We start from the raw sequence: 26,689 nt of genomic DNA on the forward strand, positions 1-26,689 counted from the left end.
CCTTCCTTCAGCACGCCAATAATCTGTTCTTCGGTGAATCGCTTCTTCATGACCGCTCCTTGTCGGAACGGACTCTACACCGTCAGCGTACTAATCGCGGGGAGCAGGTCAGCTTTGCCCAGAATGCTCGCGCAAATTGATGTAAACAGGAAATTTTGCGGTCCTTCCTTTGATATACATGTCTTGAAGTCGCATGTAGATCTCGCGCAACGTCATGCTTTTTCCTGCACCGTACTGCCCTACGATTGCGAAATGCTCGCCCAAAAGGACTCTCATCACAATGTCGTCGACCATGCAGTAGCTGTCGCTCGCAGCATGGCTAAGACCGATTTCCACAAAGGGGGCCACGGGTATCTTAGACTTCGTTGCGAAATCTTGAACGCTTCCAAATGAATGATTGCCCCGCGCCGACAAATAGGCGCGCACATCAATGAGACTTTGCTGAAACTGAGAGAACGATACCGCACGGACCTGTCCCTTGCCCAATTCTTGGACTTCTTTCCGCTGGTCTGCTGTCGGTTCGTTTTTTGTCACGAACCAACCAATTGCAATTTTCAGTGCTCCAGTACGATTGTGTTCGGAAATAGCTTTAAAAAGCTTCCGCGTATCTTCCTTCGCTTTCCCGGTCCCTGCCGATACGGTAGCTTCGATAAAGTTGATGGATTCCTCTGTTTCGAAAATGCCATCCCTTTCACGGCCTTCTAACATCTGCGCCCCTGAATACTGAGCCGCCGACCATTTCGCTCTTGCAATTCGGCGGACCTCATCTTCAAAATCTCGGTCTGATTGTGTAGTTGACATATTCTTAGAGTTATCAAAATTATGTTTCAAGCCCGTCTGTCAGGCTCCCTCTGATTATAGGTCGGGATTATGGAAGCGGCGACGGCGACAGTCAGAATTGTGGCTGGACTGCGGACGTTCACGCAGCCGGATCGAGCGTCCAAAACAGGTCGAACCGAGCCCTTCCCCGGAAATCCGCAAGGACCGTTTTTGCCGTCGCGTTGCCTGCTCCAAAAGAGCTTCATAAGTGAAGGCTTCTTTCCCCCACTACGCTGACTGTTTGAAGTTGCATGACGGGTTAGACTGTTAGTTGCGAATTTTGCGCGCAAAGGCCATGGCTCCACATTGTTCGCATCGACACACTGCGCCAACCGAGTGCGCTGATCCTCACAACGCACTGCTGCGGTGCAACACACTGCCTTCCCTGCTCCTACTGCCCACACGCTGCCAATCGCCAGCCCCATTCTCGTGCGCCGCAACAACTGGCACGGACCTTGCTGGAATATCGAACGTCCTGCTTCGGCGCACCACGCTCCGAAAAGCCCTCACATGCCGCCGACCACCGAAACACCATGCTGCGCGTCCTGCTCGTAACCGACACCGACAAGCCCATCGGCGATCTGCGCCAGGCGCTCGCGCGGCTCGGCTACGAGATGCTCGCCGAGCCCGCGACGCCGCAAGCGCTGCATCGCGCCGTCGAGCGCGAGCGGCCCGACGTGATCATCATCGACACCGAATCGCCTTCGCGCGACACGCTCGAACAGCTCGCGGTGATGAACGCCACCGCGCCGCGTCCCGTGCTGATGTTCAGCAACGACGCGAACCAGCAGCTAATTCGCTCGGCCGTGCACGCGGGCGTGACTGCGTATCTCGTCGAAGGGCTCGCGGGCGAGCGCATCGCACCGATTCTCGAAGTCGCGCTCGCGCGCTTTGCCCAGGAGACGCAACTGCGCGAGCGGCTCACCCACGCCGAGAACGAACTGGCCGAGCGCAAGCTGATCGACCGCGCGAAGCGCATCGTGATGGAGCAGCAGAAGATATCCGAGCCCGCCGCCTACGCAATGCTGCGCAAGCGCGCCATGGACCAGAGCCTGAAGCTGGCCGAGGTGGCCCGGCAGATCGTCGCGGCATGCGGGCCACAGGAGCGGCGCAAATGAACGCGTCGACCCACCAATAAAGGATGCACGAAGCGCTCATCATGAACACCACCATCCAGCACGCCGCGCCGGAAAAGACGCATCTGAAGATAGGCTTCGTGCCGCTCGCCGACGCCGCTCCGCTCGTCGCCGCGAAGCTGCTCGAGTTCGGCCACGCGCACGGTCTCACGCTGGCGCTTTCGCGCCAGCCTTCATGGGCCGCGCTGCGCGACAAGCTGCTGACGGGCGAGCTCGACGCCGCGCATACGCTTTACGGTCTCGCGTACGGGGTGCAGCTCGGCATCGGCGGCCCCCGGCAAGACATGGCCGTGCTGATGGTGCTCAACCGCAATGGCCAGGCGATCACGCTGTCGAACCGTCTCGCCGACGCGCTCGCCGAACACGGCACGCTGCCGCGCGCGCTCGCGACGCTGGCGCGCAAGCCCGTGTTCGCGCAGACCTTTCCGACCGGCACGCACGCGATGTGGCTCAATTACTGGCTCGCCGCGCAGGGTGTGCATCCGCTGCGCGATATCGAAAGCGTGGTGATTCCGCCGCCCCAGATGGTGGCCGCGCTCACCGAAGAGCGGCTCGACGGTTTTTGCGCAGGCGAACCGTGGCCCGCGCTCGCGCAGCAACGCGGCGTGGGGCGCACGGTCATCCGCAGCGGCGAAATCTGGCCCGATCATCCCGAGAAAGTGCTGGCATGCCGGCGCGATTTCGTCGCGCGCTTTCCGAATACGGCGCACGCGCTGGTGCAGACGATGCTGGAAGCATGCCGATGGCTCGACAGCGCGGGGCATCGCCAGGAAATCGCGCAATGGCTGGCGCGGCCGGACATGCTCGGTGTGGACCCGGCGTTGATCGCGGGGCAGCTCGAAGGCATGAGCGCCTCCGATCCATTGCGCATGAAGTTCTTTGAGGACGGCGCGGTGAACAATCCGTTGGAGTCCGAAGGAATCTGGTTCATGACGCAGTTCGAACGCTGGGGGATGATGACGCGGCGCGACGATTATCGAGAGATTGCGCGAGCGGTGAATCAAACCGCGTTGTATAGCGAGGCGGCGCTGGCGATGGGGGTTGCCGTGCGCGCGGAGTCAAGCACACCGCCTAGTCCTTAAGCCAGTTCTCCACTTTCACCCCCGGATAGTGCACAAAGTCGCACTCGTTATTCGTAAGGTGCGAAACGTCGAGCGCGACTGAATGCGCGGCGATCAGCTTGTTCTTGCGTGCCACGTCCTTCGGCCATGAAATCCGGCCCGAACTTCGTGAACTTCTTGGGCACGCCATCTAATGACTGGCGCGCGGGGCGAATGCGAATTTCGTCGCCCACGCGCTCGATCTCGACCTCGATATCGTTGCGCTCATAGGCAAGGTCCGCAGGGATGCAAACTGCCTGCGAATTACCGTTCTTGAACACCTTGGTTATGTGCATGCCGGGTCGATCGATAGAGGTGAGTTATCCGCAGGCGTACCGCTTACTTCACCACCACCTGCGTATGCCCCACGACCGGCGGCTTTTCGAAGTACGGTCCCACGAGGCCGCGCCACGCCTGGAAGTCCGCGGATTCGCGGAAGTGGACCATATGGTCTTCAAGAGTGTCCCATTGCACAACGAGCACGTACTGGTTCGGCTCTTCCACGCTGCGTTGCAGCTCCACGGCGCTGCAGCCGCGCGCGCGATGGAATAGCGGCAAGGCCTGCGCCACGGCTGCTTCGAATTCGGCGTTCTTGCCGGCCTGCACGGAGATATGCGCCATTTCGTAGACCACGTTCTGCTCCTTTCTCTTCGTCTTTTGCGTCATTCATGAATGCGCGCGCAGTTGCGGCGCGGGCCTAACGTTACCATGCCGGCGCGTTCGATCGCGCCGCCCGCCAATCTAAAACAGCTTCACGGCATCATGCGCACAACCTCTTGCTCCGAAGGGCATACCTGGTTGCGTTGCGCGGCGATCGGCCCGGGCAGTTTTTTCTTGTCGGCGGCTACGTTGGTGTAGTACCTGAGCTCGGTGATGCTCGTCCCGCCCTTGCCCGATTGCGGCTGCGGCGACCATAACGCGACCCAGTAGTGGCCGCTGGCGTCGTACATGACCGTCGATTTCGTATCGCACGCGATGCCGCGCACGAAGGCGCTCACCACCGTCACACCCGGCATGCCGGCGGCGACGCTGCCTTCGCCGACGGAACCGGCGGTCGCCACCAGCGCGTCGTAGTCGCTGCCTAGCAGCTTGCGAATGGCATCGTCCTGTTCGGCCGTCTTCACGACACCAAGCTTGAGCAAATCGGCCTTCGCATTCGGATCCTGCGCGGCCGCTACGTAGGTGCCTTCGAAGAGCACGCCCGCACCCGCGCCGCAATCGCCCCAATCACCCTTCTGCGCGACCTCGATGCGGTTGAGCTTGCGCGTGAAAGTCAGCGCGCAGTTCTGCGTGGCATCGCTGGCGTTGCCCGTGTAATGCGCCGCCTGGTCCGCGCCGAACGCCGCATTGCCTTCGAGCGCGCCCGAGTTGGCGCCCGCGAAGGCGTCGAATGCGAATTGCATACTGCGCGGCGAAACCTTGCTGATGGTGAGCGCGGAGCCATATTGGCCGCTTGCATCGACGCGCCACCATTTGCCCTGCCAGTCGAACGGACCCGCACCGTTCTCGAGCACCACGAGGCGCTCGCCATACACGCGTGCGAGGCACGCCGCATCGCTGCACTGATTGCGCTCGCGCAGCCACGCGCGCTGATCGTCGCGCCATGCGGCGGCGTCCGCTCCCGTGGCGCGCTTTTGATAGAGCGCGGTGAGTTGCGTATCCATGCTGCTCAAGCGCGGCGATGCGCAGATGCGCTTTTCGGTGGCCGAAGCGGCCTTGCCACAATCGAAGCTGGCCGCCGCCGCGATGCCGGATGCGAGGAACGCCGCGCTCATGGCCAGCGTGCGAAGTACGGTATGTGCGGAAAGTCGAGTCGTCATGTTTTGTCTGGATGAGGTGTTCTGGATCGTTGCAAGTGACTGTCCCTCCGCTTTGCATCCGCGATATAACAATCCTTAACAATTAGACGTCAGCAAACGGCGGACAACCATCTGCCGCACTTGATGAGAGTCAGATAAACTCCGACGAATTTCAAGATGCGTCAGCGCAAGACCCGGATGACGGCGGGCAATGCGGGACCGCCAAAATCAATAGACGGCTGACTATGCATAACGGAGGTCGCCGTCGCGAACAAGACAAGGGGCCGTTTGCGATGCGAGTTTCCGTACCTGTCCGCCTCAGCGCGTTGACGGCAGGGCTGCTGGTGGCGTCCAGCCTGCTTGCAGCCGACAAGCCCGCGGACAAAGCAGCCGTCAAGGCAGCATCCGGCGCGGCGCCGGCCTCGGTGGCCGCCCTTGCCCCTGCCGTGCCGGCAGCCCCGGTGGCTTCGGCAGCCTCGTCGGCGTCGGGCGCAACAGCCGACGCTTCACTGGGCGGCGTGCCCGGCACGCTCACCACTACCGCGGCCGGCACCGGTCCGGCCGTGATCCAGACGGCGCCCGGCACCATCGCCATGCTCCCCGGCGCCAATGCGCTGCCCGCTCCTATGGGCCAGCCGCGCACGCACGTCTTCACGCTGCGCCAGATGGGCGCGTACGGCGCGATGGAATTGCGTGGGCTCGACCCCACGGGCTACCTCAACGCCGACGTGCGCACCGACGAGGTCGTCACCGCTGCGAAGCTGCGGCTCATCTACACGTACTCGCCCTCGCTCATCTATCCGCTTTCGCATCTGAAAGTGTTCGTGAACGGCGAAGTCGTGGCCACCATTCCGCTCGTGAAGGAAACGGCGGGCCAGCTCGTGACGAGCGAGATCACGCTCGACCCGCGTCTCTTTACCGATTTCAACCGCATCAGCGTGCAGATGATTGCGCATTACACGCTCGATCACTGCGAAGACCCGTATCACTCGACGCTGTGGACCGACATCGCGCCCGAAAGCACGCTCACGCTCGACACGGCCGCCGTCGATCTGCCCAATAGTCTCGCGCTGCTGCCGGTGCCGTTCTTCGACAAGCACGACTACGGCCTCGTGCGCGTGCCGTTCGTGCTCGCCGCCAACGCGGGGCTGCCCACGCTGCGCGCAGCCGGCGTAGTGTCGTCGTGGCTCGGCGCGCTCGCGAGCTTTCGCGGCGCGCGCTTCCCGGTCGCGCGCACGGCGCCCGCCGACGCCAGCGCGATCGCGTTCGCGCTGCCGGGCCAGATGCCCGAAGGCATCGCGCTGCCCGAGATCAAGGGCCCGACAATCACGGTGATGACCAACCCCGCCGCCGCGCAAGGCTCGGGCCGCAAGCTGCTCGTGCTCGCGGGCCGCACGCCCGAGGAACTGGAGAAGGCCGCCTATGCGCTCGTGCTCGGCCAGGCCGGCATGGCGAGCAACAGCGTGGTGGTGCAGTCCGTGGATCTCGGTCCCGAGCGCAAGCCCTACGATGCGCCCAACTGGGTGCCCACCGACCGCCCTGTGCTGCTGCGCGAACTCGTGAACGATCCGCAGCAGTTGCAGGTTTCGGGCTACAACCCGCCCGCGATCCGCGTGAACATGCGCGTGCCCGCCGACCTCTATGCGTGGGCGCACAGCAATGTGCCGATCGACATCCGCTATCGCTACACCGCGCCGTCGAGCTGGAACGACTCGATCCTCAACGTCAGCATCAACGACCAGCTCGTGCGCTCGCAGCGCCTGAAGCCGGTCACGCGCGCCGCCGACGAAACGCGCATCGCCGTGCCGGTGCTCTCGGGCACGGACGTGCGCGCAACCAGCAGCATCGAGATTCCGGCGTTCCGCGTAGGCTCGAACAACCAGTTCCAGTTCCAGTTTCATATCGATTCGCAGAAGACCGGCCTGTGCGCCTCCACGGCCGCCGACATCGCGCGCGCCGCCATCGACCCCGACTCGGTGGTCGACTTCAGCGGCTTCGCGCACTACACGGCGCTGCCGAACCTCGCTTTCTTTGCCAACAGCGGCTATCCGTTCACGCGCATGGCGGACCTTTCGGAAACCGCCGTCGTGATTCCCGACGCGCCCGACGCAAAGGATCAGGAAGCCGTGCTCACGATGCTCGGCCACATGGGCCAGTGGACCGGCCTGCCCGCGCTGCGCGTGAAGCTCGTGCCCGCCAGCCAGATCGACAGCGTGAGCGGCGACGACCTGCTCGTGATTGGCTCGGGCTCGGCCGCGAACCTGCTCGCGAAGTGGGGCAAGGACCTGCCGCTGCTCATCGAGCGCGGCAAGACCGAAGTGGCGACGCGCGACCAGAAGGGCGGCTGGCCGGACTGGCTCGGCGGCACCGCGGACGACGAGGACACCACGCCCAAGGGCCGCTCGATCGTCTCGCTCGGCGGGCCGCTGGCCGCGCTGATCGGCTTCGAGTCGCCGCTGGCTTCTGGGCGCAGCGTCGTGGCGCTCGCGAGCACGTCTTCGGCGCAGTTCGGCGACGTGCTCGACGCCATGCAGGACAGCAGCAAGGTCGCGCGGATGCACGGCGACCTGAGCGTGGTGCGGCACGGCGAGGTGGAAGGCCTGCGCGTGGGCGAGCGCTATTTCGTCGGCGACCTGCCGTGGTACGCGCGGCTGTGGGTGCATATCTCGCGCTATCCGTCGCTGATGGCGCTCGCGGGCATTCTCGCGGGTCTCATCGTCGCGTTCACGGTGTTCTGGGCGCTGGGCCGCATGGCCGCGCGGCGCACCGGAGACTGATCATGCGCGCCTCGTTGTCCCACCCCGCGCCACACCTCGCGCCCAAGGTCGCGCCCCGCCTCGCGCGCTGGCTCGCGGTCAGCGCCTGCGCACTCGCGCCGCTCCTGCACGCGCATGCGGCTCATGCCGCGAGCCCGCCCGCAAAGGCGGGCGCAAGCGGCGCGCCAGGCGCGAGCGCCTGCGCATGGCCCGACTGGGACGCGTTCAAGCACGATCTGCTGAGCGCCGATGGCCGCGTCATCGACGCGAGCACGCCGCGCCAGGTCACCGTATCCGAGGGGCAGTCCTACGCGCTGTTCTTCGCGCTCGTCGCGAACGACCGCCAGAGCTTTGACAAGATCCTCACGTGGACCGAGAACAATCTCGCCCAGGGCGATCTCGCCTCGCATCTGCCCGGGTGGATCTGGGGGCGCACCGACATCGGCGAGGATGGCGCGGCACTGCCCGCATCGGGTGCATCGGGTGCTTCCGCAAGCGCGGCGGCGCAAAAGCCCGCTTGGGGCGTGATCGACACGCACTCCGCCAGCGACGCCGACCTGTGGATCGCCTACACGCTGCTCGAAGCGGGACGCCTCTGGAACGTGCGCCGCTACACCGCGCTCGGCATGCTGATAGCACGCAACGTCTTGCGCCAGGAGAGCGCCGATCTGCCAGGGCTCGGCCGCACGGTGCTGCCCGGGCCGATGGGCTTCAAGCTCGACAAGAGCACATGGCGGCTCAACCCCAGCTATGTGCCGCTGCAACTCATGCGGCGCTTCGCGCTCGCGCTGCAACAAGCGCCGGAAGCGTCCGAATGGAAGTCGATGCTCGCCAGTTCGACGAAGCTCGTGAACGACACGGCGCCGCACGGCTATTCGCCGGACTGGGTGATTTATCGAGCTCAGAGCGGCGGCAAGGGCGCTTTCGCCCCCGACGAGAAAACGCACGCCGAAAGCGCCTATAACGCGATCCGCGTCTATCTGTGGGCGGGCATGCTCGCCCACGACGATCCCTTGCGCAGCGCCACGCTCGCCACTTTCGCGCCGCTCTCAGCGTTCGTGGCGGCGCACGGCTTTCCGCCCGAGCGCGTGAACACGCAAAGCGGCGAGGCGGGTCCGAACGAAGGCAACGGCGGGTTCTCCGCCGCACTCGCGCCCTATCTTTCAGCGACAGGCCGCGCCGACCTTGCCGACGCGCAGGTCGCGCGCAGCCGCACGCTCGCGCAGAAGTCACCGCCCGGCTACTACAGCAGCGTGCTGATGCTGTTCGGCCTCGGCTATATGCAAGGCCTCTATCGCTTCGACGCACAAGGCCGCGTCGCGCCCGCATGGACGACCCGATGCCCAGCGCCGCGCTGAACGGGTACGCGGGCCTCGCCTCACGCTTGTCGCCGCGCTTCGCCCTACGCCTCACCCCGCTGCTCGCGCTCCTGATCGCGGCGTTGCCGTGCTTCGCGCGCGCGCAGAACGCGCCGGGTCCGGCGGGCACGCAGAATGGCCCGCAGCCCGCCGCGAATGCGGCCGCGCCCTCGGCGCAGGCTGCGCAACTGCTGTCCGCGGCGCGCATGTGGATGTCGAAGAACCGCCCTGACGTCGCAAGCGGCCTCGTGCAGAAGGCCCTGCTGTTCGATCCTCGGCAACCCGACGCGCTCGCGCTGATGGGCCAGATCGAGCTGCGCTCGAACCACACGGCGGAAGCGGCAAAAATCCTGGCTCAGCTAAGGAAAATCGCACCGAACGCGAGCGCGACTCAGGATCTCGCCGACGCCTACCGCCTCGCCACCACTGACCGGAACGAACTCGCGCAGATCCGCCTGCTTTCGAGCGCGGGCAAGAGCGAGGAAGCCGCGGCGCGCATGAGGAAGCTGTTCCCGTACGGCGCACCCAAAGGCGATCTCTCGCGCGACTACTACCGCATCATCGCCGGCACCGCCGATGGCCGCGTGCAGGCCATCAACGAACTGCGCGAGCGCGTGAAGCAGAACCCGAACGACACGGTCGCGGCGCTGACCCTGGGCGACCTGCTCACCGATCGCGCCAGCACGCGCATCGAAGGTCTGAACCTGATCTACGGCGTGTATCGGCGCCAGGACAGCAACCGCGCGAACGCGCTCGCCTACTGGCGCAGTGCGCTCAACAGCGCGGGCCGCGACGATCCGGCCTACTACATCTGGTATCTGCGCTATCTCCAGGAAGTGCCCGACGACACGGACGCCAAGCAAACCGTCGCCGAGCTCGGGCAGAAGCTCGGGCCGAAGGGCGTGGCGCAGGCCAATGCGGCGGCGGCCAGCGGCAAGAGCTACGCGCCGCCAGCAAGCGTCGCCTCGGGCAATGGCTCGGGCGGCGCCGTCCACACGGCACGCACGCGCCCGGCCGGCCCCGGCGCGGCCGCGCGCGACCGTGGCCTCGCGCAGCTTCAGCGCGGCGATCTCGACGAGGCCGAAGCCTCGCTGCAAACCGCCCAGCGCGCGAACCCGAACGACGGCGCAACGCTCGGCGCGCTCGGTCTCGTGCGCCTGCGCGAAGGCCGCCACGACGAAGCTCGCGCCTTGTTTGCGCGAGCGTCGAGGCTCGATCCCGACAACGCCGGCAAGTGGCGTGGCCTCGAAAAAACCGCCACGATCTGGGGCAACATTTCAAAGGCTCGCACGGCCAACACTCAAGGCAAGCCCGCAGAAGCCGAGACGCTCGCCCGCGAGGCGCTCAAGCTCGATCCAGGCAATGCCGACGCTTCGCGCATCCTCGCCGATTCGCTCATCGCCCAGCAGAAGTGGAGCGAAGCCGAAAGCGTGCTGCGTCCGCTCGTCGAGGCGAAAGCGCCCAACACCACGCCCGACATCGACGCGCTGCGCAGCCTCGTTACGGTGCTGCGCGCGACCCATCGGGACAGCGAGATTGGCCCGCTCATCACCGCGACGGCGCCGCGCCTCACGGGCTCCACGGCGGAGCTCAAGCGCCTGCACGCCGATCTGCTCTCGCTCCAGGCCGACCAGTTGCTGGCCGAGAACCGCAAGAGCCCGGCCATCGCCAAGCTCGAAGATGCCGTGCGCCTCACGCCCAACGACGCGTGGACCCGCTTCACACTCGCGCGCCTCTATCGCGATCTCGGGCTGCCGAAGCTCGGCCGCGACGTGATGGACGATGGGCTGAATATCTCGCCGTCGCCTGACATGCGCTACGCCACGGCGCTCTATCTGAATTCGGTGGACGACATAGACGGCGCCGCCGCCCAGCTCGACGCCATACCGGCCGCCGAGCGCAGCGCCGGCATGCGCGAGCTGATGGGCAACCTCGCGGCGCAGAAGAAGCTCGCCGAAGCCCGCCAGCTGATCGCGCAAGGCAAGGACGACGAGGCACGCGCCGCGCTCGATGCGGCCGCCGCCGACGCCACAGCGGCCAACGACCCGCAAATGCTGGCCTCGGTGGGGCGCGAATGGATCGCCATCGGCGAAACGGACAAGGGGCTCGCGCTCGTACAGGACTGGCTCGCGGCGCATCCAGACGACCCGTCGGCCAACGGTGTGCGCGTGCGCTACGGCGAATTGCTCGCCGCCGCCAATCGCGACGACGACTGGGCCAAGTGGATCGACGCCACGCGCGAGCGCCCGGGCCTCACCGACAAAGACCGCGCGAACCTCGACGACCAGGAGCTGCGCCTCGCCGTGCGCGCGACCGACCGCCAGATCGAAAGCGGCGATCTCGCGAGCGCGCGGCGCACGCTCGATGCGGTGCCCGACCGGCTCAAGTCGAACCGCCGCTGGCTGCTGGAGCAGGCCGACCTGCTCGAGGCGAAGGGCGACTACAAGGGCGCGATGGCGTCCGCGCAACAGGTGCTCGCGCGGCAGCCCGGCGACGCCGATGCACGCCTGACGGTGGCGCGTATGCTCGAGCGCATGGGCCGCGATCGCGAGGCCGCCGAGATGGTGCGCGACGTGCTGGTCGACACGCCCGCCGACGACGTGGACACGCGCCTGGCGATCGCGCGCCGCTTCACGGCGCAGGGGCACGACCGGGAAGCGCAGGACGTGGTCGACGCGTTGCGCGCGCGCTACCCCGACCGCTCCGACATCACCATCCAGGCCGGACGCGTGGCGCAGTCGCGCGGCGATTACGACGAGGCGGCAAGTCTCTACCGGACCTCGCGCGCGCAGGAGCAGGCCGAGGGCGCGCAACCCGGCACCGACGGCCTGACCTCCGCGAGCCGCGCGCTCCAGGGTCTCGACGATCGCCGCCAGGGGCAGGTCGCGACCGAGTGGTATCAGTCGAACCTCTCGGGCGACCCCGGCATCTCGGAGCTGCACGCCACGGAAATTCCGCTCTACGTGCGGATTCCGAACGGCTACACGGGCCATTATTTCTTCCACGCCGACACGGTTTATCTGAACGCCGGGACGCTGCCCGCGGGAAGCGAAGGCATCTATGACTACGGCAAGGCCCCGGCGCTCGGCAACACCCATATTCCGGCGATCAACGAGACCGCCACAGGCGTTGCGCTCGCGGCCGGCTACGAGTACAGCCGCGCGAACACCAGTTGGCGCGCCGATATCGGCTCCACTCCGCTCGGCTTCCCGATTACGAGCGTGCTGGGCGGCTTCCAGTACCGCTACGACTTTTCGCGCGCGTCGCTGTCCTTCGATGTCTCGCGCCGCGCCATGACCAGCAGCCTCGTGTCTTATGCGGGCGGGCGCGACCCGGTCACCGGCGAGACCTGGGGCGGCGTGGTGCGCAACAGCGCCACGGTGCGCGGCGCGCACGACTTCGGCCCTGGCACGCTGTTTACGAGCGTGGGCTTCGGCCTCCTGACCGGCTCCAATGTGCCGACCAACCAGGAGTTCAAGGTCCGCAGCGGCTATGACTGGTCGGTCTGGAAGCGCCCCGACCAGGACGTGTCGAGCGGCCTTACGCTCAATTACTGGCAATACTCGAAGAACGAGCACTTCTACACGTTCGGCAACGGCGGCTATTACAGCCCGCAGAGCTACTTCTCGGTCGGCATCCCGCTCGACTGGAAAGGCCGCTACCAGAAGCTTTCGTGGGAGATCGACGGCAGCGTCGGCGTATCGTTCACGAACGAGGACCGCTCCCCGTTCTTCCCCACGCGCCCGGACCTGCAGGCGCTGGCCGGCAACCCGTACTTCGGCGGCGGCTCGGGCGGCGGCTTCAGCTATGCCATCGAAGCGGCGCTCGAATACCGCATCACGCCGCATTTCGTGGCGGGCGGCCGCTTCCGGATCGACCGCTCGCACGACTACGCGCCGAACGTGGCCATGATGTATCTGCGCTACTTCTTCTCGCCGCAGCATGGCCCGGTGCCTTACCCGCCGACGCCGGTGAGGCCATACTCGGATTATTGAGAAACTGTATGAAGCTTTCGACGCCCACCGCGCTGCCCGAGACACCACGATGAACGAGCCCGCACGCGCGCCTGGATCCGAACCGGCGCCGCCCGCACCTTCCACGCCGACCGCTGCCGAGCGCGCCGGCCGTGAGCCGCATGCGTCGCTGCTCACGCGGCTCTCGCAGCGCTCGCCGCTTGCCATCGAGGGGCTGCCGCCCGCGCTCGCCGCGCTCGGCCCAGGCCAGGTCCATGTCATCTATGCCAGCGCGTCGCCGGCGCGCGACGCGCTCTTCTGGCAAACCGCCGCCGCCGCGCTCGAAGGTCCCGCGACCGTGCTCTCCACGCGCGACGGCGCGAGCATCGCGGCTACGCTGCGCGATCACGGCATCGACATCGACCGTTCCGGCGCGACACATCATCGAGCCAATGTCTGCTCGCTCACCCCGCTCCCGGAGCGCGATGGCGCGCAGGTGCTGATCGAGGCGCTCGACGCGCTCGCCAACCAGTGCGCGGCGCCCGCGAGCCAGTTCTATATCGAAGGCGCCGAAGCCTTCTTTGCCTGGCACGACGCCGCCACGCTTGCGCGCCAGGGCGCGCAGCTAGCGAACTGGTGCACGCAGCACCGCCACGGCGTGCTGCTCGTGGCCGAGCCGCCGGACGCCGGCGAGGAGCAAACCGGACTCGCGGCATTCCAGGCGCGCTTCGCGGGCGCTGCGCAGCTGCTGCAAACGCAGGGCCAGTTCCATTGGGAAGTGGCGTTCTGGCGTTCAGGCGTTGCAGTGCTCGGCAGCCAGTCGCTGCCGCTGCGCTTTGCAGCCATCGATCATCGGCTCATGGTCACGAACCCGGGCGGCACCTTCGAGCGCTCGATCGGCGAAGTGGGCCTGCTCGCACCCGACGAGGGCCGCGTAATCGTCTCGCGCGACGCCGTGCTCAACGAGCGCGTGGTGCCGCCCGGCTGGCAGGTGGTCGACGACAACGAGGCCGTGCTCCTGGCCGCGCGCACCGCCGTCGCCGCCACGGTGATCCTCGACTTCGGCGCTAACCGCCAGCTGGAATTGCTCGCTGAGCAGGTCCATACGCTGCGGCTGCAATGCGGCAACGCGCTCAAGATCATCGTGCGCGAGGAAGCCGTGGCGATGCGCTACGAATCGCTCATGCTCAATCTTGGCGCGAACCGCGTCGTGGCGCGCCACACGACGCTCTCGCAGGTGGAGGCGATCGTCGACAGCCTGCAGGGCCAGGTGTACTCGCGGCCCGTGCCCGCCGACTACCGCCAGGCGCTCGCGGGCGTGATGCACGGCGAAGAGACCGGCTACGTGAGCGCGGCGCGCTTCGTCGAGCTCGTGAGCGCCGCCGTGGAGCGCAGCCGCGTGATCCAGTTGCCGAGCGTGCTGATCCGCCTCGCGTTGATGCCCGAAGTGGCCCACGTGGACGCGCTCAAGGCCTGCGTGCAGCGCCGCGCGGGCGACATCGTGAGCGCGGCGGGCGACAGCCTTTACGTGTTCTTCTTCGCCTGCCGCATCGGCGACGCCGACGCGGTGCTGCAGCGCGTGTTCAAGCGAGCGCTCGCCGAGCTCTTTCAGGGCGAGCAGCGCTGCGGCGATCCCCACTCGATCACGGCGCTGCTCGATACGCTGACCGAAGAGATCGAAGCGCAAACGCCGCCCGATTATTCGGGCTGGCTCGCGCTGAATGCACCGATTTCGGCCTCACCGGGCGCGCCGCAAGCATCGGCGGGTAAAGAAACCGCGAGCGCGCCGGAAACGCTTCAAACCACTGGCCTGCTGCCGGCGCTTCCCGCATCCGCGGCCGCCGCGCTCGCGCCCATCGAATGGCAATCGCGCGGCAACGAAGCGCCGCGCGCCGAGCCGCGCCCGGTATCGCTGCCGCTAAAGAAAACGTTATGAAACAGCTCCCACGCTCACTACGTTCGCTGCCCCGGGGCAAACTGACATGAACACCTTCCTCGGCTATTTCGTCTGGGGGCTGATCCTCGCCGCGCCGTTCTGGTGGCTCGCGTGGCGGCTGCGCCTCGGGCGCTTCCTGCCCAACTGGGCCAAGCCCGCGAACGTGCGGCCGCTCGAATTGCCGCCACAGCTGGGCGCGCTCGTGATTCGCGGCAAGCGCCGCACCGATGTCGTGACGCACCGGCCGTCGACCGTGCCCACGACCCCCACGCCCCACGCGACTTCCGCCACGGCGGCCGATCTTGCGCAGGAGCCTCGCTCATGAGGACCATCGCGATCGTCTCCGCCACGGGCGGCGCGGGCCGCACGACGCTCGCCGCCGCGCTCGCGAGCCTCCTTGTTGCGCGCAAGCACGCGGCGCTCGCGGTCGAATGCGATCCCCGCAATGTGCTGGCGCTGCATTTCGGCTTGCGCGAAAGCGCACGCGAAGGCCTCGTCACCGATCTGCCGAACCATGGCGCCGCGAGCCCCGCCAGCGATGGCTGGGCTCACGCAGCACTGCAAAGCGACGACGGCGTGCTCGTGCTCCCCTGGGGCAGCGCACGGCAAGCCGACGACAACGATAGCGGCGATGGCGCCGCCCATCTCGCCACCCACCGCTACTGGCTGCGCGATCAGCTCGCGCGCGTGGACTTGCCGGCGCACGCCATCGCGCTCATCGACACCGCGCCCTGGCCCAGCCCGCACGCACGCCAGGCGATCGATGCCGCCGATCTCGTGCTCGGCGTGCTCACGCCGGACGCCGTGACGTGCGCAACGCTGCCGCGTTTCGTCTCGGCGCTCGAACGCGCGGGCAAGCGTGCCGTGTTCGTAGCGAATACGGTCGTGCCCGCGCGGCCGCTGCACACCGATCTCGTCGCAATGCTGCGCGCGCGCCTTGGGCCCGCCATGCTGCCGTATCTCGTGCACGCGGATACCGGCGTGCCCGCCGCGCTCGCCAGCGGCGCGAACTTCTGCAAGAGCGCGCCCGCCTCGCAGGCCTCGCACGACCTCAACGGCATCGCCTCGTGGATCTCGCACTGGTCGACCAACACGCCCGCCGGGCCGCAAACCGGAGCCGGCCAATGATGCGCGCCCAGGCGATCGGGCGATGGACTGCGTTCTGGGCAGGCCTGCGCCGGCTCGGCGCGCGCGAGCTGAGCGTCGCCGCCGACGCCGCGTTCGGCCAATGGCTGCTGCGCCTGTTCTTCCGGCCGCCGCGCCCCGGCAAGCGCGACTGGCCCGCGCTCGCGTTCGCGGCGCTGGGCCGCGAGATCGTCGGGCAACTCGACATGGGCCAGGACCGCAGCAAGCGCGCGTGGCTCCTGCGTCTGTTCCTGCGCCCGCGCCGCGCGCGCCAGCGCCTCGCCGCCGACCTGCGCAAGCTGCACAAGCAGACGCATCCGCAGCGCATCGCGCTGCGCGTGTGGCTCGACAAGCGCCTCGAGCCCCTCTACCGGCGCGCCGCAAAGGGCCGCGCCGCAGTCGAATCGCGGCTGCCCGCGATCGACTGGGACGGCATCCGCGCGCGCCTCGAACAAGTCTCCGCCGCGTTCGACCGCGTGCCGTTCCTGCGCCAGTGCCTGCTGTGGCTCGCGTTCGCGGCGGCGGTCGCGATCTGCACGACGCCGCTGCCGCTCGGCAGCCAGGTGCTGCTGTTCTTTCTCGTGTGGCTCATGGTCATGGTCGCGCGCCGCATTCCGGGGCATCTCGCCACCATGCTGATGGTGATGCTCTCGATTCTCATGACGGGCCGCTACGTCTGGTGGCGCAGCACCCAAACGCTGCATCTGTCGAGCCCCGCCGAAGCCTTCGTGGGCTACGTGCTGTTCGCGGCCGAACTCTACACGTGGGTCGTACTGGTGTTCGGCTACGTGCAGACGGCCTGGCCGCTGCGCCGCAAGCCGAGCAAGCTGCCCGACGATCCCGCCGACTGGCCGACCGTCGACATCTATATTCCGACCTACAACGAGCCGCTTTCGGTCGTGCGCCCGACGGTGTTCGCGGCAAGCACGATCGACTGGCCGCGCGAGAAGCTGCGCGTCTATCTGCTCGACGACGGCGACCGCGACGAATTCCGCGATTTCGCCGCGCAGGTGGGCATCGGCTATATCCGCCGCGAGGAACACACGCACGCGAAGGCTGGCAACATCAATCACGCGCTGCCGCTCACCCAGGGCGATCTGATCGCGATCTTCGACTGCGATCACATCCCCACGCGCTCCTTCCTGCAAACCACCGTGGGCACCTTCCTCGCAGATCCCAAATGCGCGATGGTGCAAACGCCGCACCACTTCTTCTCGCCCGATCCGTTCGAGCGCAACTTCGACACGTTCCATCGCGTGCCCAACGAAGGGAGCCTGTTCTACGGCCTGATCCAGGACGGCAACGACTTCTGGGACGCCACCTTCTTCTGCGGCTCGTGCGCGGTCATCAAGCGCAAACCTCTCGAGTCGATCGGCGGGATCGCTGTGGAGACCGTGACCGAGGACGCGCACACCTCGCTGCGCCTGCACCGCTCGGGCTACACCTCGGCGTACCTGCGCACCGTGCAGGCCGCGGGCCTCGCGACCGAGAGCCTCGCGGGCCATATCGGCCAGCGCATCCGCTGGGCGCGCGGCATGACGCAGATCTTCCGCCTCGACAACCCGTGGTTCGGCAAGGGGCTCTCGTTCTTCCAGCGCCTGTGCTACAGCAACGCGATGCTGCACTTCTTCTACGGCATCCCGCGCCTGATCTTCCTCGTGATGCCGTGCTCGTTCCTGTTCTTCGGGCTGCACGTGATCAACACGCCCGCGCCGGTCATCCTCGCCTACGTGCTGCCGTATCTGCTGATCTCCGCCATCGCCAACTCGCGCATCCAGGGCCACTACCGCCATTCGTTCTGGGCCGAAGCCTACGAGAGCGTGCTCGCCTGGTACATCGCGCTGCCCACCACGATGGCGCTCTTCAACCCGAAGCTCGGCAAGTTCAATGTGACCGCCAAGGGCGGCCACATCGAGCGCGATTACCTCGACTGGACCATTTCCACGCCGTATCTCGTGCTGCTTGGCATCAACGTGCTCGCCGTGCTGGCCGGTATCGGGCGGCTCACGATCTGGCAAAGCGACGAGCCCGCCACCGTGTTCATGAACCTGTTCTGGGCCTTCGTGAACCTCACGGTGCTCGGCCTCGCGGTGGGCGTGGCGAAGGAAGCGCGCCAGGTGCGCGTCGCGCACCGCATCCCGCTGCGCGTGCCCGCCATGCTCACGCTGCCCGACGGCCGCACGCTCGCTTGCAAGACCGAGAACTATTCGATGGGCGGCCTCGGCCTCGTACTGCCCGCCGAAGCCCATGCGGAAAAACTCGCGGCCGGCGAGCGCGTGAGCGTGTGCCTTTCGCGCGGCACGCTCGAGCATGATTTCCCTGCCGTGGTCGCGCGTCTGGCCGGCGGGCACCTGGGCGTGCGCTTCGAGAACCTGACAGTGGAGCGCGAGCGCCGGCTCGTCGAGTGCACCTTCGGCCGCGCCGACGCCTGGCTCGAATGGGAAGATGTGCCGCGCGAGGACGCGCCGCTCAACGGGCTCGTCGAGCTCATCACGCTGAGCTGGCAGGGCTATCTGCGGCTCGCCGATGCGTTTTTCGATGCGCTAGAAAGCTTCTTCACGCGAAGCCGGCCCGAGCGGAACAAGCCGGCTCGCCAGCCATAACAGCCACAACGACACGGAATTTACGCGGGAACGCGACCGAACATGGGCCTCTGGAATCTCTACTTCATCGCCAAGCTGTACCTCTACTCGCTCGGCAAGCTCACAGCGGACTGGCTGCTGAACATCCTGTTCGCCATTGCGCTGCTGCTGCCGGTGAAAAGGCGCTGGCTGCGCATCACGCGCAACGTGCTCACGGTGATCGCGGGTATCGCGCTCGTCTATCACGAGTCGGACATGCCACCCATCGGCCGCGCGATCTCGCAGCTCCCTGTGCTGCTCACCTTCACGCCGGAGTACATGCTGGAACTGATCGGGCGCGTCGTCTCGCTCTCGATGGCCATCAGCGCTGCGCTCGCGCTGTTGCTTTACTTCGTCATCAACCGCTGGATCCGCGTGACGACCTTCGTGCTGATCGCGCTCGTTGCAGTGCCGCTGTGGCAGGGCGCGGGCACGCTAATCGCAAACGCCACCAGTGCGCTCGCCCAGAACGGCAACGACGGCGACAACGCAAACAGCGACGAGCCGCGCAACGACCAGGTCGGCAGCTACGACCAGCAGCTCGCGGCATTCCGCTCCAACGAAGAAGGCCGCCATGTGAACTTCACGCCGCTCACGACCGATGCGAACGCGCAGTTCGACATCATCGTCGTGCATATCTGCTCGCTCTCGTGGGACGACATGGACGTCGCGAAGATGCGCACCAACCCGCTCTTTTCGCGCTTCGACTATGTCTTCACGAACTTCAGCTCCGGTGCGAGCTATAGCGGCCCGGCGGCCATCCGCGTGCTGCGCGCAACCTGCGGGCAAGAGGCGCACAAGGCGCTCTACGACCCGGCGCCGCCCGAGTGCCACCTGTTCGCGCAGCTCGCGCAGGCCGGCTACAAGCCGAACGCGCTGCTCAACCACAACGGCCGATTCGACGATTTTCGCGGCACCGTGATCAAGGAAATCGGCGTGCCGGGCGTGACGATCGCCCCGAACGACGGCCTGCCCGTGGCCATGAAGGAATTCGACGGCTCGCCGCTCACGGGCGACTACGACGTGCTCGCGCGCTGGTACAAGCAGCGCATCGCCGCGGGCGACGGTCCGGTCGCGCTGTACTACAACACGGTGACGATGCACGACGGCAACCGCATGCCCGGCGCCGACGCGAAACTCACCAGCCTGCAGTCCTATCCGATCCGCCTGAAATCGCTGCTCGGCGACGTCGACAAGTTGATCGATCTCGTTGCGCAATCGGGCCGCAAGGCCGTGATCGTGTTCGTGCCCGAGCACGGCGCGGCGCTGCGCGGCGAAGACAACCAGATCGCGGGCATGCGCGAGATCCCCACGCCAAACATCGTGCACGTGCCGGTGGGCGTGAAAGTGGTGGGCCTGCCCGAGGGCACGGAGCACGCGGGCGGCCCGGTCACGATCGACACGCCTACGAGCTTCCTCGCGCTCGCGCAGCTGCTCTCGAACCTCGTCGCGAGCAGCCCGTTCCTGCCCGGCGCCCAACCGCTTGCGCAGTACGCGACGAACCTGCCGCAAACGCGCATGGTGGGCGAAAACGAGGGCACCGTGATGATGACCACGCCCACGGGCTACGTGATCCATACGCCGGACGGCGTGTGGGTAGAGGGAGGCAAATAAATGGCGCTGCGAGGCTGGCTGAACGGGCGGCGCGCACGCGGCAATGCGGCGCTGCCTGGCGATATCGACGCACTCGCGCGGCTCGTCGAGGGCGTGGACGCCGAACGCTATTTCGACGTGCAGGCCGAGGACGCCTGGCAAGAAGCGGCCGGCCGCTGGCCGCTCGTCGCGCAACTGCTCGAACTCAAGGCGGAGCCACGGGAATAGCGCGGCAGCGTTTCCGCGCGCCGGGGCGGCTAGACGCGCTCGGCGTAGACCGTGTGCTCGATCGGCATGCAGGTGAGCGGGCGACTGGTAGGCGCGATGTAGCGGCGCGCGAGTTCGTCGGGCTCGGGCTGCTCGATCACACGCCAGCCATAAGGCGCGAGAAGCGCGCGCACCGCTTCGGGATCGAGTCCGAAGCGCCAGATTGCCCTAGGCGAGACAAAGCGACGATAAAGCGCCTCTTGCCCGCGCGGCACGTTTGCGTCGAGAAAATCCCTGCGCACAAAGGTGAACGCCAGGCGGCTGCCGGGCGCGGCCCGCGCGAGCATTTCAAGCGTGGCCAGCACAGTGGCTTCATCGAGATATTGCGTGACACCTTCCCACACGAAGAAGGTGCGCCGGTTGCGCGTATAGCCTTGCGCGGCCAGCACGGCGTCGAGCGCGAGATGCTCGAAGTCGACCGCCACGAGCGTCGCGAATGACGGCATCGCGCCAAAACGCTTCGCGAGACGCTTGCGTTTGGCCGCGATATTGACGGGCTGATCCAGTTCCCACGCATGCACACCGCTATCGCGCAGCAGCCGGTAGGCGCGCGTGTCGAAGCCCGCTCCCAGATTCACGAACGCTTCCATCTGGGGAAGCGCTTCGAGCAGCTTTTCGTCGATATAGCGCTTGCGGCACAGCATGCCGCCCCACAGACCCGGATACTTGCGCTCGGCCATTGCGGCCATGCGCGCCGCCGTGCGCGAACCCATCAACGCGATGAGCAAGCGCGCGGGCGTGGGCAACAGCGCGGCGGCAAGTTCATCGTCGACGATGCGCCGATGTGGCGCGAGCCGCTGCTCGATCGCCACCAGCGCCATGGGACCTACGCCGGTTTGCGCGGCTTCTTGCGTCATCGTGGCATTCCGCCCGCCCGGGACGCTGGATGCGGGTGGCGCGATCGCTCAGGCATGCATCCCACCCTGCGCGCGCCGCCGCCCTTGCACGCGCGCGACTGAATCGAACAGCGCCTGCGCGCGCGCCAGTTCGTCGAGCGCGAGGTCGAGACGAGACTGGGCCTCGCCGCAGGCGAGCGCCGGAGCCAAGTCGTCCGCTTCGTCATGCACGGCGCGCACGGCGCGAAAGGCCTGATCGACGTTGCGGGTGGCCTCAAGAAAACGTCGGGCGGCTTCCGCCTCGCTTGAACGGGTGTGGATCGCCATACAATTCCATCGTCAATTGCGTCCAGTCGGCGCCGCGCAGCAAATCGCCTTGTGCCCCGCAGGACGTCTCTTTGGCCGTAGCCCCGAAAGTGGCGCCCCTGATGCGGGGGCCACCGCCTCGCCTCACCGGCGTCGTGCACTGCGCGGGCGCGATATCGAAGAGGTCCCGCGCGAAAAGATCGTGCGTCACGCCGCTTGCGAGCAGCGCCAACGTCTCGCTGCGGCGGCCGCGCGATATTTCCGCGCAAGCGTCGAAATCTGTGTCGCAGGAAATCGAACGCACTGCGCCCAAATCACGCGCCTTTGCCAGCAAATCGAAGAGATCGCTCGTCACACCGCGCGCATGCTGCGCCGGCACCGCGCTGCGCAGACGCTTCGTGAGTTCCAGCCAGGTCTCGAAGTCGCCATTGCGCACCGCTTCGTGAAGCGCCGCCATATCGCGCGCCTTCACGCGCGTGGGTTGTGCAAGACGCACGAAATACGGCGCCTCGAGCTCCACGCCGAACGCGACCGGATAACCCCCAGCGCCGAATTCCGCGCCCGCCCGTGGGGCCGCGCGCTCGACGCGGTCCACCACCACCGTGCCCTGCGAAGCGCACGGCGCCTTCGACGTGCTCACGCTGCGCAGACGCTCGGGCTGCACCCGCAGGCTGCTGCCGATGCTGAGCTCCGTAGGCGACGCGCACACGAGCGCGTAGTGATGATCGCGCGGCTTGCCCGAAGGAAAGCGCGTGCGGCTCGTGACGAACACGTGCGGCGGCAGCGGCCGCAGCTGGCCACTCGCGTCCACCCATGCGTTCCAGACGAGCGCGTCCTCGCGCTTGACGTCCGCAACCCGTGCGCGGCTTGCCGCCGGCGAGAACAGCGCGAGCAGCGAGCCCGTGCGCAGCGCGGCAACCTGCGCGCTGTTGCCGAGTGACTGATTGATGCCCCACAGAAACCGCCCGCCACCCAAACGCCGCTCCCACTCCTTGCGAAGGACGATCGTGGGGAGATCTTCTCCCGTCTCCGATCCGATCCTGGACCAGCAAAACGTGGGGGGTAGGTGTTTCAGTGCCATCGACTTCCTCGGAATGCAGCGCGCCCGCCATTTAGCGAGCAATTCAATAAACGTTACTGTATAGGTATAATGCATGACATGGAAGCCCCAGACACTGATTTTCCCGTTCAGGAATTGCTGCGCCAGCTATCGGCCGACGTGCGCTCGTCCAGCGAAATAGCGCGGCTTTCCGGCGTCAGCCAGCCAACGGTCTCGCGGCTTCGGCTGTCGAACGGCCGCAGGCTACGCCGAAGCTCGTCATTCAATAAGCTATGCAGTTTCTATGGCGTGAAGCCAGCAGCGCGGCATGCGGGCGTCTATAACGAATTGCTGCGCAACGCCATCGTCGATGTGTGGGACGGCTCGGAAGAGCACGGCCGCGCGCTGCTTGTCGTGATCAAGGGATTAAAGGAACTGAGGGAGCGGCCTGGTTAGTCACCATCGCCGCGCATGGCGATGCACCAGGTAACCGGATTTGGGAAAGGGCGACGAGCATTGGTGCCCGGTTGGTGAACATTACCAGCCTAAAAGGCGTGCCAAAGGGGCTTGGAAGGGCTTCCAGGGCCTTTGCGGCGTGGTCCCGGTGCACGGCAAGCCTGGAAACAGGGCAAAAATCCCATACGCGGTTACCTTTCGCCATGCACCGGCTACCGCACAGCGAGACGCTACTTTTCACGACACTCGCCTATAACAAGACGGCAATGCGCGACGCAGCGCATCGGTAACGTTTCGTTTGCTTCCAGGTCCCCATGAATGCGATGTCTGCTGACAACGCCCGCGCCACATTGCGCGGCCAGTGCCTGTGCGGTGCCGTGCGCTATCGCGTCGACGATGCATTCGGCTACGCCTTCAATTGTCATTGCGGCTCGCTGCTCTATTCAGTGGTGCGCGAAGGGGCGTTCGCCCATGTGACGATGGGCACGCTCGTCGACACGCCTTCCATTCGCCCGCAAGGGCATATCTTCGTCGGCTCGAAGGCGCCGTGGCACGAGATCGCCGATACGCTGCCGCAATACGGCGAATTCCCGCCATAACACGCCGGCGAGTACGTGGCAGTCAACGCAGACGCTCGGCCAGACGTTCTTCTTGATAGTGTTGTGCGCTGCAATCGACATAATGGGGATCGATTACAGCGAGAGCATTTCGCGAGTGCTAAAAACGCGCGAACCATCGTGCGGAAATCTTGTCTAACCGGCCGCGTGGAAAGCCGCGAAGCACCCAAAACACCATTTTGACGACCTTTCAAATTCGCTCCGACCCCGGACAAGCCTGTCTGGTGCGTCAACACGACGATTACGGTTGCCTCACGTGGCGTAACGCACTACCATACGCGATCTTTCTGCATTGCACGAAAATCCAGGCCGCCACGCCATTGTGCGTTTGGCGCTCGCTCGGCGGGATCGGCACGCGCCCCCGCCCACTCCCCTGCAATTTTTCGTCATCGCCAGGACGCCACGACGCTGGCGCGTGACCCTTTTTGCCCACGCTGGGCAATTCCTTTCGAGGAGATTGTATTGACAAGCCATGACCGGGAAGACGCGCAGCCCTCGTCTGCCCGCCCCGCCCGCCGCGCAGCCAAGGACAAGACCGGCGATACGATTCAGATGGACGGCGGCTCGCAACTCGAAAAGCGCCAGCATCAAATGCGTGCGCTCATCAAGCTCGGCCGCGAACGCGGCTACCTGACCCACGCTGACATCAACGACCACCTGCCCGATAACTTCGCGCAGACGGCCGCGCTGGAAACCATTGTCGCCACGTTTAACGACATGGGCGTGCAGGTCTACGAGCAGGCGCCCGACGCCGACACGCTGCTGCTGAACGAAGACACGCGCGCAGACTCGCAAGCCGACGACGAAGCCGACGAGGAAGTCGAAGTCGCGCTCTCGACGGTCGACTCGGAATTCGGCCGCACGACCGATCCTGTGCGCATGTACATGCGCGAAATGGGTTCGAGCGAGCTGCTCACGCGCGCCGGCGAAATCGAAGTCGCCAAGCGCATCGAAGACGGCCTTCAGGAAATGATCCAGGCGATCGCGGCTTGCCCGTCGATCGTCGCGACGATTCTTGCCGACGCGGATCGCGTTGCCGCGGAAGAGATGCGCATCGACGAACTCGTCGACGGCATCGGCAGCGACGAAGTCGCGCAGGAACCCGCAGCGGCCGACGCCGACGCGGACGAAGTGGTCGAAGCCCAAGCATCGGACGAAGACGATTCGGACGACGAAGACGGCGACGACGAAGAAGCCGACAACGCCAAGGCCAACGAAGCCCTGCTTCAGCAGTTGAAGGCCGACAGCCTGGCGATCTTCGCGCGCGTGCGCGCGCTCTTCGAACAGATGGCTTGCACATCGGATGCCAACGCACGCGCGTCGGCCGCCGAAATGCAGATCTGCGCGGACATCCAGGGCGAGCTCGCACCGATCCGCTTCACGGCCCGCACCATCGACCGTCTATGCACGCTGCTGCACGAGCAGGTCGCGCAGATCCGCGCGATCGAGCGCAACGTGCTGGCGATCGTCGTGGACCGCTGCGGCATGCCGCGCGAGGCCTTTGTCGAGCAGTTCCCGGGTCACGAAACCGACCTCGAATGGGGCGTGCGTGCCGCCGCCGCATCGAGCAAGTACGGCCCCTCCATTGAGCGCAGCCTGCCGGCCATCCAGGCCGAGCAGCGCAAGCTCGCTGAGATCGAAGCAGCCGCGTCGCTGTCGCTCCAGCAGATCAAGGGCATCAACCGCCGCATGACCGCCGCCGAAGCCAAGATGCGTCAGGCGAAGGGCGAGATGGTCAAGGCCAACCTGCGTCTCGTGATCTCGATCGCGAAGAAGTATGTGAACCGTGGCATGCAGTTCCTCGATCTGATTCAGGAAGGCAACATCGGCCTGATGAAGGCGGTGGACAAGTTCGAATACCGCCGCGGCTGGAAGTTCTCGACGTACGCCACGTGGTGGGTGCGTCAGGCCGTGACGCGCGCGCTCGCCGACCAGGCACGCACGATCCGCGTGCCGGTGCACATGATCGAGACGATCAACAAGCTGAACCGCATCTCGCGCGAAATTCTGCAGCAGACGGGCATGGAAGCGCATCCGGCCGATCTCGCCGCGCGCATGGGCATGACCGAAGAGAAGGTTCGCGGCATCCTCAAGATCGCCAAGCAACCGGTCTCGCTCGAAAGCCCGGTGGGCGACGACGGCGATGCCACGCTCGGCGACATGATCGAGGACGCAGGTTCGGCTTCGCCGGCCGATGCAGCGATCCACGCGAACATGCGCGCTGCGATCGACGAGGCGCTCAAGGCGCTCTCACCGCGCGAAGCGAAGGTGCTGCGCATGCGCTACGGCATCGACACCACGTCCGATCACACGCTCGAAGAAGTGGGCAAGCAGTTCGACGTCACGCGTGAGCGTATCCGCCAGATCGAAAGCAAGGCGATGCGCAAGCTGATGCACCCGAGCCGGGCAGACAAGCTACGTCCGTTCCTGGAGCGGTAAGCGCAAGGAGTCTCGACGTTCTCCGGCCATGCCGGAAACTTGATTGAAAAAAGGCCCGCACTGCAAAGTGCGGGCCTTTTTGTTTCGGGTGATCGACGGGGATATTTCGTTCTTATCGAACTCGTTCGATATTCGATGGAATGCGTGCCATCTATTCTGGTTGCTGTCTCGTGACTTGTTGGAGCAGTCGCGTTTAACCTCGAATGCCGTAAAACCATGCCCCGTCCTGACCCATCCCGAACCGGGAAAACGTTTCCGGTCGATCCCGACAGCCTGCTCGCCACGCACGTCGAGCGCCATATCAACCTGTATCTCGACATCGGTATGTGCATCGCGTGTGTGCTGGTGGTGTGCTGTACCTACGCGGCAGCCGACGTGCTGCTTAGTCGTCTCCTGTAGCCGCGCTACGCGAATTTCGCGCACGTAAACGCCAGAACCCCGGTGCTCTTTCGGAGCCACCGGGGTTCTGGACGTACTGCATAGGGAGCCTGACGATTACCTACTTTCACACGGGCAATCCGCACTATCATCGG

At 66.0% G+C, this 26,689-nt stretch carries 21 protein-coding genes and 1 pseudogene; 15 read left to right on the forward strand and 7 right to left on the reverse strand.

Annotation, left to right across the window (positions count from 1 at the left end):
- Positions 1-108: 108 nt before the first annotated feature.
- A complete protein-coding gene (locus HV773_RS34485; protein WP_175198316.1) occupies positions 109-831 on the reverse strand; it encodes an NACHT domain-containing protein in 723 nt (240 codons plus the stop codon).
- 521 nt (positions 832-1,352) lie between these two features.
- On the opposite strand from HV773_RS34485, the gene HV773_RS34490 reads away from it, so the two are divergent.
- Together HV773_RS34490 and HV773_RS34495 are read left to right on the forward strand one after the other, a co-directional pair.
- Complete coding sequence (locus tag HV773_RS34490; protein WP_175198317.1) at positions 1,353-1,937, forward strand: ANTAR domain-containing response regulator; 585 nt, start codon at positions 1,353-1,355, stop codon at positions 1,935-1,937.
- A 41-nt stretch (positions 1,938-1,978) separates the two neighbouring features.
- Complete coding sequence (locus tag HV773_RS34495; protein WP_246282609.1) at positions 1,979-3,037, forward strand: CmpA/NrtA family ABC transporter substrate-binding protein; 1,059 nt, start codon at positions 1,979-1,981, stop codon at positions 3,035-3,037.
- 47 nt (positions 3,038-3,084) lie between these two features.
- Here the strand turns inward: HV773_RS34495 and vapB are convergent, their stop codons facing one another.
- The 3 genes from vapB to HV773_RS34510 form a co-directional block, all read right to left on the reverse strand.
- Positions 3,085-3,351, reverse strand: a complete 267-nt coding sequence (gene vapB, locus HV773_RS34500) for a type II toxin-antitoxin system VapB family antitoxin (protein ID WP_175198319.1) — start codon at positions 3,349-3,351, stop codon at positions 3,085-3,087.
- Between the two features lie 43 nt (positions 3,352-3,394).
- Positions 3,395-3,688, reverse strand: a complete 294-nt coding sequence (locus tag HV773_RS34505) for an antibiotic biosynthesis monooxygenase family protein (RefSeq protein WP_175198333.1) — start codon at positions 3,686-3,688, stop codon at positions 3,395-3,397.
- Between the two features lie 119 nt (positions 3,689-3,807).
- The gene (locus HV773_RS34510; protein WP_175198320.1) at positions 3,808-4,875 is read right to left on the reverse strand and encodes a lysozyme inhibitor LprI family protein; all 1,068 of its coding nucleotides are present in this window, start codon (positions 4,873-4,875) and stop codon (positions 3,808-3,810) included.
- A gap of 272 nt (positions 4,876-5,147) precedes the next feature.
- Between HV773_RS34510 and bcsB the strand changes: the two genes are divergently transcribed.
- The 9 genes from bcsB to bcsR are packed head-to-tail and all read left to right on the forward strand — an operon-like array spanning position 5,148 to position 20,424.
- Complete coding sequence (gene bcsB / locus HV773_RS34515; RefSeq protein ID WP_175198321.1) at positions 5,148-7,631, forward strand: cellulose biosynthesis cyclic di-GMP-binding regulatory protein BcsB; 2,484 nt, start codon at positions 5,148-5,150, stop codon at positions 7,629-7,631.
- Positions 7,632-7,633: 2 nt separating this feature from the next.
- Positions 7,634-8,968, forward strand: a complete 1,335-nt coding sequence (gene bcsZ / locus HV773_RS34520) for a cellulose synthase complex periplasmic endoglucanase BcsZ (RefSeq protein ID WP_175198322.1) — start codon at positions 7,634-7,636, stop codon at positions 8,966-8,968.
- Positions 8,938-12,963, forward strand: coding sequence for a cellulose synthase subunit BcsC-related outer membrane protein (locus tag HV773_RS34525; RefSeq protein ID WP_246282611.1), 4,026 nt, complete (start codon positions 8,938-8,940; stop codon positions 12,961-12,963). Before bcsZ ends, HV773_RS34525 begins: the two co-directional genes overlap by 31 nt.
- Before the next feature lie 49 nt (positions 12,964-13,012).
- Complete coding sequence (gene bcsE, locus HV773_RS34530; protein ID WP_175198323.1) at positions 13,013-14,857, forward strand: cellulose biosynthesis protein BcsE; 1,845 nt, start codon at positions 13,013-13,015, stop codon at positions 14,855-14,857.
- A 46-nt stretch (positions 14,858-14,903) separates the two neighbouring features.
- On the forward strand, positions 14,904-15,182 hold the full coding sequence (locus tag HV773_RS34535; protein WP_175198315.1) for a hypothetical protein: 279 nt from the start codon (positions 14,904-14,906) through the stop codon (positions 15,180-15,182).
- Complete coding sequence (gene bcsQ, locus HV773_RS34540) at positions 15,179-15,985, forward strand: cellulose biosynthesis protein BcsQ (protein ID WP_175198324.1); 807 nt, start codon at positions 15,179-15,181, stop codon at positions 15,983-15,985. The genes HV773_RS34535 and bcsQ overlap by 4 nt, the downstream gene beginning before the upstream one ends.
- Positions 15,985-18,585: a UDP-forming cellulose synthase catalytic subunit gene (gene bcsA, locus HV773_RS34545; protein WP_175198335.1), complete on the forward strand. Its 2,601-nt coding sequence runs from the start codon at positions 15,985-15,987 to the stop codon at positions 18,583-18,585. Before bcsQ ends, bcsA begins: the two co-directional genes overlap by 1 nt.
- Before the next feature lie 42 nt (positions 18,586-18,627).
- Positions 18,628-20,217 carry a cellulose biosynthesis protein BcsG gene (gene bcsG, locus HV773_RS34550; protein WP_175198325.1) on the forward strand — a complete coding sequence of 530 codons (1,590 nt, stop codon included), beginning with the start codon at positions 18,628-18,630 and terminating at the stop codon, positions 20,215-20,217.
- The gene (gene bcsR, locus HV773_RS34555; protein ID WP_175198326.1) at positions 20,218-20,424 is read left to right on the forward strand and encodes a BcsR/BcsP family cellulose biosynthesis protein; all 207 of its coding nucleotides are present in this window, start codon (positions 20,218-20,220) and stop codon (positions 20,422-20,424) included. It begins immediately after the preceding gene.
- Between the two features lie 29 nt (positions 20,425-20,453).
- Here bcsR and HV773_RS34560 read toward each other — a convergent pair whose 3' ends face one another.
- The 3 genes and pseudogenes from HV773_RS34560 to HV773_RS34570 form a co-directional block, all read right to left on the reverse strand.
- Positions 20,454-21,320, reverse strand: coding sequence for an SAM-dependent methyltransferase (locus HV773_RS34560; RefSeq protein ID WP_175198327.1), 867 nt, complete (start codon positions 21,318-21,320; stop codon positions 20,454-20,456).
- 48 nt (positions 21,321-21,368) lie between these two features.
- Positions 21,369-21,626 (reverse strand): hypothetical protein, encoded by a 258-nt coding sequence (locus HV773_RS34565; protein WP_175198328.1) that lies wholly within the window; start codon positions 21,624-21,626, stop codon positions 21,369-21,371.
- A 310-nt stretch (positions 21,627-21,936) separates the two neighbouring features.
- Positions 21,937-22,686: pseudogene (locus HV773_RS34570) on the reverse strand (hypothetical protein); the annotation flags it as partial.
- Positions 22,687-22,764: 78 nt separating this feature from the next.
- Here HV773_RS34570 and HV773_RS34575 point away from each other — a divergent pair.
- The 4 genes from HV773_RS34575 to HV773_RS34590 all read left to right on the forward strand — a co-directional run bounded on the left by HV773_RS34575 (position 22,765) and on the right by HV773_RS34590 (position 26,555).
- A complete protein-coding gene (locus HV773_RS34575) occupies positions 22,765-23,100 on the forward strand; it encodes a helix-turn-helix domain-containing protein (protein ID WP_175198330.1) in 336 nt (111 codons plus the stop codon).
- 314 nt (positions 23,101-23,414) lie between these two features.
- A complete protein-coding gene (locus HV773_RS34580) occupies positions 23,415-23,699 on the forward strand; it encodes a GFA family protein (protein ID WP_246282615.1) in 285 nt (94 codons plus the stop codon).
- Positions 23,700-24,179: 480 nt separating this feature from the next.
- The gene (rpoD, locus tag HV773_RS34585; RefSeq protein WP_175198331.1) at positions 24,180-26,156 is read left to right on the forward strand and encodes an RNA polymerase sigma factor RpoD; all 1,977 of its coding nucleotides are present in this window, start codon (positions 24,180-24,182) and stop codon (positions 26,154-26,156) included.
- A 216-nt stretch (positions 26,157-26,372) separates the two neighbouring features.
- Positions 26,373-26,555 (forward strand): hypothetical protein, encoded by a 183-nt coding sequence (locus HV773_RS34590; protein ID WP_175198332.1) that lies wholly within the window; start codon positions 26,373-26,375, stop codon positions 26,553-26,555.
- Positions 26,556-26,689: the final 134 nt, after the last annotated feature.

It is taken from the genome of Paraburkholderia caffeinitolerans, from assembly GCF_902859945.1.
Lineage (GTDB): Bacteria > Pseudomonadota > Gammaproteobacteria > Burkholderiales > Burkholderiaceae > Paraburkholderia > Paraburkholderia caffeinitolerans.